The organism is Bacillus sp. FJAT-29937, assembly GCF_001509555.1.
Taxonomy (GTDB): Bacteria; Bacillota; Bacilli; order Bacillales; family Cytobacillaceae; genus Cytobacillus.
The window spans coordinates 529552-543689 of record NZ_LMAS01000001.1 but is presented as its reverse complement, the minus strand read 5'-3'; the positions used below and the strand labels follow the sequence as shown (position 1 = coordinate 543689).

Genomic DNA, 14138 nt, shown 5'->3' with positions numbered 1-14138 from the left:
GGAGGCTAGAGTCTAGCTTTCAAAATGACAAAGTATATAGTAAAATGATTTTAGCCAAGGAGTATTTTCCAAAGGGGGAAGAAAGATGTCCATCGAACTTAATACGAAATTCGGTCAAATTGATATTTCGAATGAAGTAATTGCAACAATTGCAGGTGGGGCTGCGGTTGATTGTTATGGAATTGTAGGAATGGCCTCCAAAAATCAGCTCAAGGACGGACTTACTGATATTTTGCGTAAAGAAAATTTCACACGTGGGGTTATTGTTAGACAGGATGAAGACGAAGTACATATTGATATGTATATTATAGTAAGTTATGGAACGAAAATTTCCGAGATTGCTCACAACGTGCAGTCAAAGGTTAAATACATCCTAGATAAAACAGTGGGACTAAGCACGGATTCGGTTAATATTTACGTTCAAGGAGTTCGTGTGACGAACCCGTAGTGAGGAGGAAAGATTTGTGTCAATTAAAGCACTAGATGGAAAACGTTTCGCAGATATGGTCATTACGGGAGCCAAACACTTATCCGCAAATGCCCAATATGTTGATTCACTGAACGTTTTCCCAGTTCCTGATGGTGATACTGGAACAAATATGAATTTGTCTCTAACTTCCGGAGCGAAAGAAGTAAAGAATAATATTCAAGATCATATTGGTAAGGTTGGTTCAGCACTATCTAAAGGGTTGCTAATGGGTGCACGCGGGAACTCAGGGGTTATTCTATCTCAGCTTTTCCGTGGATTTTCTAAAGCCATTGAGCATAAGGCCGAAATTAATAGCAAAGAATTTGCTGATGCACTACAAAGTGGAGTAGAAACGGCATATAAAGCTGTTATGAAGCCTGTTGAAGGAACCATTTTGACAGTAGCAAAAGACTCAGCAAAAAAAGCAGTCCAAGTAGCCCAAAATGAAAATGACTTGATTGCCTTAATGGAAGAAGTAATCAAAGAGGCAAATGCATCTCTTAGCCGCACTCCAGACTTGCTGCCCGTCTTAAAAGAGGTAGGGGTAGTTGACAGTGGTGGCCAAGGGCTTGTCTTTGTTTATGAAGGATTCCTGGCTCAATTAAAGGGTGAAGAACTGCCTGACAGTCCTTCAGTATTGCCAAAAATGGCAGATTTGGTTAGCGCAGAGCATCACAAAAACATACATAGCTTTATGAATACAGAAGATATTGAATTTGGTTATTGCACTGAATTTATGGTCAAATTTGAATCAGATAAGCTTGCGAAAAGTCCATTTTCCGAAGAAACATTTAGAAATGACTTAAGTAAATTTGGTGATTCCCTATTAGTTATTGCTGATGATGAGCTTGTTAAGGTCCATATTCACTCCGAACAGCCTGGCGATTGTTTATCATATGGTCAGCGTTATGGAAGCCTTTTCAATATGAAAATCGAAAATATGCGCCAGCAGCATACGAACTTAGTTGAAGGGGCTCAAACGCAAGCAAGCTCTGCACCTGTATCGAAAGAATTAAAGGAATACGGAATTGTTACTGTTTCAATGGGACAGGGCATTGCTGACCTATTCCGCAGTATTGGCGCCCATGCAGTTATTGAAGGCGGTCAGACCATGAACCCGAGTACAGAAGATATTGTGAAGGCGATTGAAGAGGTTCATGCCAAAAAAGTAATAATCCTTCCTAATAATAAGAATATTATTATGGCGGCTGAGCAGGCTGCGGAAGTCGCGGAACAAGAGGTTATCGTCATTCCGACAAAGACAGTACCTCAAGGCATGTCAGCCTTGCTTGCTTTCAATCCAGGTGCTGATTTAGCCCGCAATAAGGACGGAATGACAGATGCGCTCCAACATGTAAAAACAGGACAGATTACATTTGCTGTTAGAGATACGAGCATTGAAGGTCTTGAAATTGAAAAGGATGATTTCATGGGCATCGCCGAAGGGAAAATCCTAGTCAAAAACAAAGATCAAGTCCAAGCTGCGAAAGATCTTCTTGGCCGCATGCTTGATGAGGATTCGGAAATCCTAACAATCCTTAAAGGCGAGGACGCTTCTGATGAAGATGTGGAAGCGATCGTCAGCTTTGTAGAAGAAGAATTTGAAGACGTTGAAATTGAAATACATGATGGAAAACAGCCGCTATATGCATTTATTTTTGCAATTGAATAATAAGAATTGATAACGAATGGCCTTCTTTACAATTGAAGGAGTTATCTGTTGATCTTACACATAGAAAAGAAGGGGCCTCCCCTTCTTTTTTGGCTAAATAAATGATTGGGTAACTCATTTTTTGATTAAATAGATTCGAAAGCTGGAGGTGAGATCTTTGTCAAATCATCATAAAGTATTAGAGCCAAATATGACTCTTCCAGTTACGGCCGTTAAAGGGATTGGAGAAGAAACCGCTGCAGCATTAGGCGAAATGAATATAAAAACTGTAAAGGATTTACTAGAGTATTTTCCATACCGCTATGAAGATTACCGTCAAAAGGATTTGGCAGAGGTTAAGCATGAAGATAGAGTGACTGTTATTGGCAAGGTACATAGTGAGCCCTCTCTTGTCTATTATGGAAGAAAGCGGTCAAGATTAACGCTAAGATTATTAATTGGAAACTATCTTATACAGACAGTTTTATTTAATCAGCCATATTTGAAAAACAAAATCACCATTAATGATACGGTCACAGTTACGGGAAAATGGGACCAGCATCGTCAAACGATTACAGCAAGTGAATTGCATGTTGGTTCTGTCATAAAAAGTAAAGATTTTGAGCCGGTTTACACGGTAAAGGGGAAAGTAACGGTTAAAGGGCTAAGGCGCTTTATCAGTCTTGCTTTTTCCCAATTTGGGGCTGAGATCGAAGAAACATTACCTGAAATATATTTAGTTAAATACAAGCTAATGAATAGAAGGACTGCGTTAAACATCATGCATTTTCCTGCTGATCAAAATGATTTAAAGCAGGCAAGAAGAAGATTTGTTTACGAAGAGTTTTTTTATTTTCAATTAAAAATGCAGGCATTACGAAAGATTGATAGAGAAAACTCAAACGGCATCAGTCAACATTATCATCTCGAAAATCTTAAGTCATTTATTCAGTCATTGCCATTTTCCCTTACAAATGCACAAAAAAGAGTGATCAATGAAATACTTTCTGATATGAAGTCGCCATATAGAATGAACCGGTTATTGCAGGGAGATGTAGGGTCTGGAAAGACTGCGGTTGCGGCGATTGCGCTTTATGCGTCCAGAACAGCAGGCTTTCAAGGTGCGTTAATGGTCCCAACAGAAATATTGGCAGAACAGCATGCTGAATCATTGAAACAAATGCTTGATCCCTTTCAGATAAAGTGTGAGCTGCTGACAAGCTCGGTCAAGGGAAAAAGACGCCGAGAAATACTGCAGCTTCTTAAGGAAGGGGCCATTGATGTTCTGATAGGGACGCATGCCTTGATACAAGATGAGGTTGAATTTCAGAAACTTGGCCTTGTCATTACAGATGAACAGCATCGATTTGGGGTTGAACAGCGAAGAGTTTTGAGGGAGAAGGGGGAAAGCCCCGATGTTTTATTTATGACAGCGACGCCTATTCCGCGAACATTAGCCATTACAGTTTTTGGAGAAATGGATGTATCCATTATTGATGAAATGCCGGCAGGGAGAAAAGTGATCGAAACGTATTGGGCAAAGCCCTCTATGCTTGAAAGAGTATTGGGCTTTGTTGAAAAGGAGCTTCTTGCTGGGCATCAGGCCTATGTCATATGCCCGCTAATCGAGGAATCAGATAAACTGGACGTTCAGAATGCAATCGATGTGCATGCGCAATTAACACACTTTTTTAATGGGCGCTATCAAGTTGGATTAATGCATGGCAGATTACACTCCGATGAAAAAGAAGCAGTAATGAAGGAATTTAGCCATAATGACATTCAAGTCCTCGTTTCGACAACGGTAGTTGAAGTTGGCGTGAACGTTCCCAATGCTACGATGATGGTCATTTATGATGCGGAACGATTTGGTTTGTCCCAGCTGCATCAGTTAAGAGGAAGGGTAGGACGCGGAAGCGATCAATCCTTTTGTATTCTTTTGGCCGATCCGAAGTCAGAAACAGGGAAAGAAAGAATGAAAATTATGACTGAAACGAATGACGGCTTTCTTCTTAGCGAAAGAGACCTGGAACTAAGAGGGCCAGGTGATTTCTTTGGAAAAAAACAAAGCGGACTTCCTGAATTTAAGGTAGCCGATATGGTGCATGATTACCGAGCTTTGGAGACAGCTAGAGATGATGCGGCACAATTAATTCAAACAAATGAATTTTGGACAATGCCGGATTTTCAATATTTAAGAGCATACTTAAGAGAATCAGGAGTGTTGGAAGGCGAAAAACTTGATTAAAAATTCCTTCCAAAAATAGTATGTGGTTTCAATAAGCTCTGGTGTGACAGAGCTTATTTCTGCTTGCAATATACTATTCGTAATTATATACTACTATTAGTACCTAGTCTTAATATCTGGGACGGAGTGTAAAAGATGCGAAGAAATAAAAAAGAGCGGCAGGCATTATTAACGGCAACGATTAAAGAAAATCCCTTTATTACTGATGAAGAGCTTGCTGAAAAGTTTTCTGTCAGTGTGCAGACAATCCGGCTGGACAGGCTCGAATTATCTATTCCTGAGCTGCGCGAACGAATAAAGCACGTAGCAGAGAAAAGGTTTGAGAATGAAGTCCGATCCTTGCCCATTGAAGAAATTATTGGTGAAATTATTGATATTGAATTAGATAAAACGGCTATTTCAATTTTAGATATTAATGAAGAGCATGTTTTTAGCCGAAACAAAATTGCCCGTGGTCATCATTTATTTGCTCAGGCCAATTCATTAGCAGTGGCAATGATTAATGACGAGCTTGCATTAACTGCTAAAGCAAGTATTCAATTCACCCGATCCGTGAAGCATAAGGAAAGAGTCATTGCAAAGGCGAAAGTTGTGAGCATTGATGCAGAAAATGGCAGGACAATCGTGGAAGTTGCGAGCTATGTGAATAATGAGTTAGTTTTTAAAGGGGAATTCGATATGTATCGTTCTCACAAAAAAACAAAAAAGGATGAACAACAGCATGAAAATAGCGATTGATGCAATGGGGGGCGATCATGCTCCTAAAGAAATCGTGCTTGGAGCAATGAAAGCTGCTGCTGAATATAAAGATATTGAAATTACCCTTGTTGGGGACGAATCGAAAATTAAAGAATATTTAACGAATCCGGATCGAATTGAAATTTTACATACAGATGAAGTCATCCTAGCAACAGATGAGCCTGTAAGGTCCGTGCGCAGAAAAAAGAATGCCTCTATGGTTCTGGCAGCACAGCTCGTTTCTGATGGAAAAGCTGACGCTTGTATCTCAGCTGGAAACACAGGTGCCTTAATGTCGGCAGGCCTTTTTGTAGTTGGCCGCATTGAGGGGATAGAAAGACCAGCATTATCTCCAACCTTGCCAACAATTGGCGGAGAGGGATTTTTACTTCTTGATGTTGGTGCCAATGTTGATGCAAAGCCTGAACATCTTTTGCAGTATGCCATAATGGGATCGATCTATTCGGAAAAGGTCCGTGGGATTTCCAATCCAAGGGTTGGCCTTCTTAACATTGGTACAGAAGAAAAAAAAGGAAATGAACTCACAAAGCATACATTTGAATTGCTTCAGAATGCTGATTTGAATTTTATCGGTAATGTGGAATCAAGGGATTTGCTAGAGGGTGCTGCAGATGTTGTAGTCACAGATGGATTTACTGGCAATATGGTTCTGAAGACGATTGAAGGCACAGCCCTTTCCGTCTTTAAAATGTTGAAGTCCGCATTGACGAGCAGTTTTAAAAGCAAGATGGCTGCTGCCGTTCTTAAGCCGGATTTAGTTCATTTGAAGTCTAAAATGGACTACTCTGAATATGGCGGTGCGGGGCTATTTGGTTTGAAGGCTCCAGTTATTAAAGCACATGGATCATCGGATGCAAATGCACTTTACAATGCTGTGAGACAGACACGGGAAATGGTTGCACATAATGTTTCAGATACCATAAAGGAAGTTGTTGAAAAGCATAACTCAAAATAATTTTTATAAAGAATAGGAGTGTCTCTATGGGGAAAATTGCATTTCTCTTTCCAGGCCAAGGATCCCAAACAGTAGGAATGGGAAAAACTCTAGCCGAAACTGATCAAACCGCAAAATCATATTTTGATAAAGCAGATGAAAAATTAAACTTCTCACTTTCTAACCTTATTTTTGAAGGACCGCAGGAGGAACTGACTTTAACGACAAATGCGCAGCCAGCGCTGCTTACGACAAGTATTGCCGTCCTTGAGTATTTTAAACAATTTGGAATCAAACCGGATTTTGTTGCCGGTCACAGTCTTGGTGAGTATACAGCGCTTGTTGCTGCGGGAGCGATTTCTTTTGAGGACGGGGTGTACGCCGTTCGTAAAAGAGGGGAATATATGGAAGAGGCGGTTCCTAATGGTGAAGGCACGATGGCTGCAGTTTTGGGCTTAGACCGAGATACTCTTCGCACAGTAACAGAGAAGGTTACGGATGAAGGGGATTCAGTACAGCTTGCAAATTTGAACTGCCCTGGACAAATTGTCATCTCCGGATCGAGAAAAGGCGTTGAAATTGCATCAGTGAAGGCAAAGGAAGCCGGTGCAAAGCGTGTAATGCCGCTTGTAGTCAGTGGCCCATTCCACTCGGAATTAATGAAGCCAGCAGCAGAAAAGTTTAAAGGAAGATTGGAAGAAATTGAAGTAAAGAATGCGGAAATCCCAGTTATAGCAAATGTCACAGCAGATGAAATTACTTTGGCTGAAGAAATTAAGGAAAAGTTAATTGAACAGCTTTATTCACCGGTTCTATGGGAAGATTCCGTACAAAAGATGATTTCATTAGGTGTAGATACTTTCATAGAAATTGGCCCAGGCAAAGTTCTATCTGGTCTAGTAAAGAAAATCGATAAAAGTGTTCGGATTTTTGCCGTTTCCGATCAAGAGACATGTACAGCAGTTATAGAGTCCTTAAAGGAGGAAATACAATGAAACTTGAAGGAAAAATAGCTCTAGTAACAGGAGCTTCCCGAGGAATTGGCAGAGAAATCGCTTTGGAATTGGCTAGACAAGGTGCAGATATTGCGGTTAACTACTCCGGAAGTGAAGAAAGGGCTAATGGGGTTGTTGCTGAAATTAAGGAAATGGGCCGAAACGCCATTGCGATTCAATGTGATGTTTCCAATGGTGAGTCGGTTGCGAATATGGTAAAGGAAACAATTGACGCTTTTGGCAAACTTGATATTCTCGTTAATAATGCGGGGATTACAAAAGATAATCTTTTGATGAGAATGAAGGAAGACGAGTGGGATGATGTAATCAATATTAATCTTAAAGGTGTCTTCCTATGTACAAAAGCTGTAACAAGACAAATGATGAAGCAAAGAAGCGGACGAATTATTAATATTTCATCCATAGTCGGAGTGAGCGGAAATCCTGGTCAAGCAAACTATGTTGCTGCAAAGTCAGGTGTAATCGGACTTACAAAAACATCTGCTAAGGAACTATCCTCTCGTGGCATAACCGTTAATGCTGTTGCCCCTGGATTTATCACAACAGACATGACCGATAAGCTTCAAGAGGAAGTAAAGGAAGCGATGTTAAAGCAAATTCCGTTGGCACGTTTTGGAGAGCCTTCAGATATTGCTAATGTTGTTGTGTTCCTCGCGTCAGAAGATAGCCGATACATGACAGGCCAGACACTTCATGTTGATGGCGGTATGGTTATGTAGCAACACGCATACTCGGATACTCGGATACATTTTTTAAGCAAACTATTTAAAATAATAGTAAAGTACATTTATTATTTGCTTAAAATACTCTATAATATCTTGAGGGGAGGTGAACAAGCATGGCAGAAGTATTAGAAAGAGTAACAAAGATTATCGTTGACCGTCTAGGTGTTGAAGAATCTGAAGTTAAATTAGAAGCTTCATTCAAAGATGATCTTGGCGCTGATTCCCTTGATGTAGTTGAATTGGTAATGGAATTAGAAGATGAGTTCGATATGGAAATCTCTGATGATGACGCTGAAAAAATTGCTACAGTCGGTGACGCTGTAAATTACATAAGTGCAAAGCAATAAATCATCAGTTTACAAGTAAGCAATACTTTCAGTGGGGGTATCTACCCTCACTGTATATTATTTTGTCGTATTTTTTGTCCATTATTACTTGACCTTAAAATTAGGTAATTATGGACAGAAAATACGTTTGTCTTTTAAAGCTCCGTTCAATAACGGGGCTTTCTTATGCTTTTTTGCTTATTTCATTGTTTTTCAGTAAACTCGTTATTAGTGTTGTTATTTTTTCGCAGATTAACGGGCAGTAAGACTCCCACCTAATAACTTTAGATGAATCAAAGAAGCTTAAGTGGGAGATCAACTGCCCGTAAAGGCCCGATAAGTTCAACTAACATTCAGTGGGGGATGAAGGCCCCCCACTGAATGAAGTTGAACTATATATTTTCGTTATTTTACTTACAAAGGTGAATCAATTAACTATGCACAATATTGGAAAAGACAAAGATAAGAGGGTATTTCGATCTATAGATAAACGTTTTAAAGAATTTCAGAAAAAAATCGGTATTGACTTTGAAAATGAAAAGCTATTAAAGCAGGCGTTTACACATTCATCGTATGTAAATGAGCACCGCAGAAAGCCGAATGAAGATAATGAGCGGCTTGAGTTTTTAGGCGATGCGGTTCTTGAATTGACTGTTTCACAATTTCTGTTTCTAAAATATCCACTGATGAGTGAAGGCGAACTAACTAAATTAAGGGCAGCAATTGTTTGTGAGCCTTCCCTAGTAGCATTTGCTCATGAGCTTTCCTTTGGGGAGATTATACTATTAGGCAAAGGGGAGGAAATGACAGGGGGAAGGGAAAGACCCGCGTTGCTTGCTGATGTATTCGAATCATTTATTGGTGCTTTATATTTAGATAAAGGATTAGATACTGTCGTCGCTTTCCTCGAAAAAATCGTTTTTCCAAAAATTAATTCAGGTAAGTTTTCCCATGTGATGGATTATAAAAGCCAGCTGCAAGAGTTGATTCAGCGTGATGGGGCAGGGCTGATCGAGTATAAAATATTGCAGGAAAAAGGTCCTGCTCATAATCGAGAATTTGTATCGAAGGTATCGATGAACGGAAAAGAATTAGGGACAGGCACAGGCCGCTCTAAGAAGGAAGCCGAACAACATGCAGCACAGATGGCTCTTGAAGTCCTAAAAAAAATCTAAACTAGTTAAGACAGCATAGAAATGAAACATATAAGATTAGGGGGAGCAGCAGTTGTTTTTAAAACGGTTAGATGTTGTTGGATTTAAATCGTTTGCTGAGAGAATCATGGTTGATTTTGTTCCAGGTGTCACTGCTGTTGTAGGTCCGAATGGCAGCGGAAAAAGCAATATTACAGATGCAATCCGCTGGGTGCTAGGTGAACAATCAGCTAAATCTTTAAGAGGCGCGAAAATGGAGGATATCATCTTTTCCGGCAGTGATTCCAGAAAGGCGCTTAACTTTGCAGAGGTTACGTTAACGTTAGATAATGAAGATCAGTCGTTGCCAATTGAATATAATGAGGTTAGCGTCACCCGCCGTGTGTACAGGTCTGGGGAAAGTGAATTTTTAATTAATAAGCAATCATGCAGACTTAAGGATATAATCGATTTATTTATGGATTCCGGTTTAGGGAGAGAAGCTTTTTCTATTATTAGTCAAGGAAGAGTTGAAGAAATTCTAAATAGCAAGGCTGAAGAACGCAGAACAATTTTCGAAGAGGCCGCAGGTGTCCTTAAATATAAAAGCAGGAAAAAGAAAGCAGAAGGAAAGCTGACTGAGACTCAAGACAATTTAAATCGGGTTAATGATATTGTGTATGAGCTTGAAAGTCAGGTAGAACCTTTAAAGATTCAAGCTTCTATCGCTAAAGATTTTCTAAATCAAAAAGATGAGTTAGAAAAAATAGAAGTAGCATTAACTGTATGCGAAATTGAGGATTTACATGCAAAATGGGAGCAGTTATCTAAAGACCTTGGGCTGCATAAAGAAAATGAAATGAAGCATTCTGCCAATCTCCATAGTAAAGAAGCAAAAATCGAACAGCTAAGAGATCAGGCTTTGGCACTTGATGAGTCAATCAGTGATTTGCAAAATGTTTTGCTTCATGCAAGTGAAGAGCTTGAAAAGCTTGAAGGCAGAAAAGAAGTGCTGAAGGAAAGAAAGAAAAATGCTTCCCAGAACAAGGAACAGCTTCAAAAAAGTCTGGAAGAATATGCTGCAAAAGAACAGGAACTAAAGGGACAAAAGGAAAAGCACTATACGAGTAAACAGCAATTAGAAAAAGAAGCCAGCAATTTGCAAAATGAACTAAAACAAAAGCAAGAGCAATTAAAACTATTTAATGAGAATACAGAAGAAAAGATTGAATCATTAAAAAGTGATTATATAGAAGTACTAAATAAACAAGCTGCTGCCAAAAATGAGCTGCAGAATATTCAACAGCAGCTAGACCAGCTTGAAAAGAGAAACAGTAAGCTTGAGAATGAAAATGATAATTTCATCCAAAATCGAAATAGTCTTTTAGAAAAGAAAGACCAGATTGAAGCCCGGCTTCTATCAGCACAAAAAGAATTAGATGATCAAGTAAAGCTATTTAGAGAAGAGCAAAGAAAGCTTGAAATATGCAAGGACAATTATCAAAAGCAGGAAAAAACCCTTTATCAAGCCTATCAATATCTTCAAAAGGCTAAATCGAGACAAGAGATGCTTGAGGAAATGGAAGATGATTATTCAGGCTTCTTCCAGGGTGTGAAAGAAGTATTAAAGGGCCGTGGCGGAAAGCTATCAGGAATAGAAGGCGCTGTTGCGGAACTTATTCAAGTTCCTAATGAATTCGAAACTGCGATTGAAACAGCCTTAGGCGGAGCTATGCAGCATATTATTGTAGAAACGGAGCAGGACGGAAGAAGAGCCATTCAATATTTAAAGCAAAACTCTTTTGGACGTGCAACCTTCCTACCTTTAAATGTCATGAAAGGGAAGAGTTTGAGCTTTAGTCAGCTGCAATTAATTCAGCAGCATCCAACATTTGTTGGAGAAGCTGCAAAATTAATTCAATTTGATCCTAAATATAAAGAATCAATGGAGAATTTACTTGGTAATGTTGTCATTGCGAAGGAGTTAAAGGGTGCCAATGAAATGGCTAAACTTCTGCAATATAGAGTAAGATTCGTAACTCTTGATGGCGATATTGTGAATCCAGGGGGCTCTATGACTGGCGGTGCACTCAAACAAAAAACGTCTTCCATTTTAAGCAGAAAAAGCGAGCTTGAAGACTTGAAAGCAAGAATTATTGACATGGAGTCTAAGACTGGTGGACTCGAATCACAAGTAAAGCTTCTTAAAGCAGATATTCAAGTGCTTGAATCACGGATTGATGGTCATAGAAAATTAGGGGAAGAGCTAAGGCTAAAGGAACAGTCAATAAAAGGCGACCTTCGAGAACTGGAGTTTGAGGAGAAAAGCTTAAATGAAAGATTGTCGCTTTATGATTTGGATAAAGCCCAATTTACTGAAGATAAAACGAGATTGTTAAAAAGAAAATCCGATTTACATTCTTCACTTGAAGCATATCAGTCCCAAATCACTTCTTATGACGAAAAGATTCTTATGCTGACTGATCAAAAGAATTTGCAAAAAACTTCAAAAGAGACACTTATGTCTGAAATTAATGAACTTAAAGTTAGCTATGCCTCGAAAAGCGAGCAATATACTCATGCTAATGATAAATATGAAGCCATATTGGAAGAACTTTCTGAAATAAATGGGAAACTAGTTATATATAAAGAGGATCTTGAACTTCTCTCCTCAGAGATGGTAAATAGTTTTTCAGGAGAGCAGCAGTTGGAAGAGGCTGCAAAAAGGAAGCTTCAAGACAAAACAGAGACTCTTCACTTAATTGCCTCAAGAAGAGAAGAACGTATGGGGCTTCAAACGGCTCTGGAAGATTTAGAGCTTGAGACAAAAGAGCTGAAAAGGCTGCAAAAAGGAATGGTTGAGGCGCTTAAGGACGAGGAAGTAAGGCTAAATCGCTTGGATGTAGAGCTTGAAACCCGGTTAACTCATTTAAGAGAAGAGTATTTATTATCTTTTGAAGCAGCTAAAGAAGAATATCCTCTTATGATTGATGTCAATGAAGCTAGGAAAAAAGTAAAGCTAATTAAATTGGCGATTGAGGACCTAGGGACTGTCAATCTAGGTGCGATTGAGGAATATGAACGAGTTTCCGAACGATATGAATTTCTTCTTGAGCAAAAAAATGATTTACAAGTGGCTAAAGATACGTTATTCCAGGTGATTGATGAAATGGATATTGAAATGAAAAAACGGTTCCAGCAAACATTTGAAGGCATTCGTTTTCATTTTGAATCTGTTTTTCAATCATTATTCGGCGGAGGAAGAGCTGATTTAAAGCTGACAGATCCAGATGATTTATTAAACACAGGTGTCGAAATTGTCGCACAGCCGCCTGGGAAAAAACTGCAAAACCTAGGGCTTTTATCGGGCGGGGAGAGAGCGCTAACTGCGATCGCACTGCTTTTTTCGATATTGAAAGTGCGTCCCGTTCCGTTCTGTATTCTTGATGAGGTTGAGGCAGCCCTTGATGAAGCAAACGTATTCCGTTTTAGTCAATATTTAAAAAGATTCAGCTCTGAAACGCAATTTATTGTTATTACCCATCGTAAAGGAACGATGGAGGAAGCTGATGTATTGTATGGGGTGACTATGCAAGAGTCAGGTGTCTCAAAGCTAGTGTCTGTTCGCCTTGAAGAGACGAAGGAATTAGTCACACATTAAAGTTGGAAGCTGGCCTTTTTCGGCCGGCTCCAAGTACATATGATTCTATATTAAAGGAAGTGAACCGTAATGAGCTTTTTCAAAAAATTAAAAGAAAAAATTACAAAACAAACGGATAGTGTAACAGAAAAGTTTAAAGATGGATTGGCAAAAACAAGAGACAATTTTTCAAATAAAGTAAATGATCTCGTTGCCCGATATCGAAAGGTTGATGAAGATTTCTTTGAGGAATTAGAGGAAATCCTCATTCAAGCGGATGTTGGCTTCGATACCGTCATGAAGCTTGTGGAAGAATTAAAATTAGAAGTGAAAAGGAAAAACATTCAAGATCCTAGAGAAGTTCAAAGTGTAATTTCTGAGAAACTAGTTGAAATTTATGAGGCTGGCGGAAAATCTTCATCCGAGCTTAATATCCAATCCGATTCACTAACCGTTATCCTGTTTGTTGGGGTTAATGGTGTTGGGAAAACAACAACCATTGGTAAGCTTGCACATAAATTCAAAACGGAAGGCAATAAGGTGATATTAGCAGCCGGAGATACCTTCAGAGCGGGAGCGATCGAACAGCTTGAGGTTTGGGGGGAAAGAGTCGGTGTTGAAGTCATTAAGCAGGGTGAAGGGTCAGATCCTGCCGCTGTTATGTTTGATGCGATTCAAGCTGCAAAATCCCGCAATGCAGATATATTAATTTGCGATACAGCTGGAAGGCTTCAAAATAAAGTAAACTTGATGAAAGAGCTTGAAAAGGTTAAGAGAGTGATTGAAAGGGAAGTACCTGGCGCTCCGCATGAGGTTCTTCTAGTCCTTGATGCTACTACTGGCCAAAATGCAATGATTCAAGCAAAAACCTTCAAGGAAGCGACAAATGTTAGCGGAATTGTTCTTACAAAGCTTGATGGTACAGCAAAAGGCGGAATCGTCCTTGCTATCAGAAATGAACTGGATATCCCAGTTAAATTTGTCGGTCTCGGAGAAAAAATGGATGACCTCCAGGAATTTAATGCAGAGCAATATGTTTATGGGCTTTTTGCAGAGTTAGTGGAACAAGAAGCTGATTAATTGAAAATACATGTAAAAACAGCCGAACAGTGCATTTGGCTGTTTTTTTATTTTCTAGTTTGATAATCCTTCCATTTACCTATTTTAATAAAAGAGCGAGAACTTTCACCAATATTTTTCGTCTATTATTATGGAAATTAATTTTATTATGGAAATT

At 39.2% G+C, this 14138-nt stretch carries 11 protein-coding genes; all 11 read left to right on the top strand.

Annotated features, from left to right (window positions below):
- Nucleotides 1–85 precede the first annotated feature (85 nt).
- The 11 genes from AR328_RS02625 to ftsY all read left to right on the top strand — a co-directional run bounded on the left by AR328_RS02625 (nt 86) and on the right by ftsY (nt 13981).
- Nucleotides 86–448 (top strand): Asp23/Gls24 family envelope stress response protein, encoded by a 363-nt coding sequence (locus AR328_RS02625; protein WP_066289195.1) that lies wholly within the window; start codon nt 86–88, stop codon nt 446–448.
- A 16-nt stretch (nt 449–464) separates the two neighbouring features.
- Nucleotides 465–2141, top strand: coding sequence for a DAK2 domain-containing protein (locus AR328_RS02620; RefSeq protein WP_066289192.1), 1677 nt, complete (start codon nt 465–467; stop codon nt 2139–2141).
- Between the two features lie 157 nt (nt 2142–2298).
- A complete protein-coding gene (recG, locus tag AR328_RS02615) occupies nt 2299–4368 on the top strand; it encodes an ATP-dependent DNA helicase RecG (protein ID WP_269433496.1) in 2070 nt (689 codons plus the stop codon).
- A 135-nt stretch (nt 4369–4503) separates the two neighbouring features.
- Nucleotides 4504–5106 carry a transcription factor FapR gene (gene fapR, locus AR328_RS02610; protein WP_066289190.1) on the top strand — a complete coding sequence of 201 codons (603 nt, stop codon included), beginning with the start codon at nt 4504–4506 and terminating at the stop codon, nt 5104–5106.
- On the top strand, nt 5090–6082 hold the full coding sequence (gene plsX, locus AR328_RS02605; protein ID WP_066289185.1) for a phosphate acyltransferase PlsX: 993 nt from the start codon (nt 5090–5092) through the stop codon (nt 6080–6082). Before fapR ends, plsX begins: the two co-directional genes overlap by 17 nt.
- A 26-nt stretch (nt 6083–6108) precedes the next feature.
- Nucleotides 6109–7056 carry an ACP S-malonyltransferase gene (gene fabD, locus AR328_RS02600; protein ID WP_066289183.1) on the top strand — a complete coding sequence of 316 codons (948 nt, stop codon included), beginning with the start codon at nt 6109–6111 and terminating at the stop codon, nt 7054–7056.
- Nucleotides 7053–7796 carry a 3-oxoacyl-[acyl-carrier-protein] reductase gene (fabG, locus tag AR328_RS02595; protein ID WP_066289179.1) on the top strand — a complete coding sequence of 248 codons (744 nt, stop codon included), beginning with the start codon at nt 7053–7055 and terminating at the stop codon, nt 7794–7796. Before fabD ends, fabG begins: the two co-directional genes overlap by 4 nt.
- Nucleotides 7797–7915: 119 nt before the next feature.
- A complete protein-coding gene (locus AR328_RS02590) occupies nt 7916–8149 on the top strand; it encodes an acyl carrier protein (protein WP_066289176.1) in 234 nt (77 codons plus the stop codon).
- Between the two features lie 416 nt (nt 8150–8565).
- Nucleotides 8566–9303 (top strand): ribonuclease III, encoded by a 738-nt coding sequence (gene rnc, locus AR328_RS02585; RefSeq protein WP_066289170.1) that lies wholly within the window; start codon nt 8566–8568, stop codon nt 9301–9303.
- Between the two features lie 52 nt (nt 9304–9355).
- Nucleotides 9356–12922, top strand: a complete 3567-nt coding sequence (gene smc / locus AR328_RS02580; protein WP_066289168.1) for a chromosome segregation protein SMC — start codon at nt 9356–9358, stop codon at nt 12920–12922.
- Nucleotides 12923–12991: 69 nt separating this feature from the next.
- Nucleotides 12992–13981, top strand: coding sequence for a signal recognition particle-docking protein FtsY (gene ftsY, locus AR328_RS02575; protein ID WP_066289163.1), 990 nt, complete (start codon nt 12992–12994; stop codon nt 13979–13981).
- Nucleotides 13982–14138 lie beyond the last annotated feature (157 nt).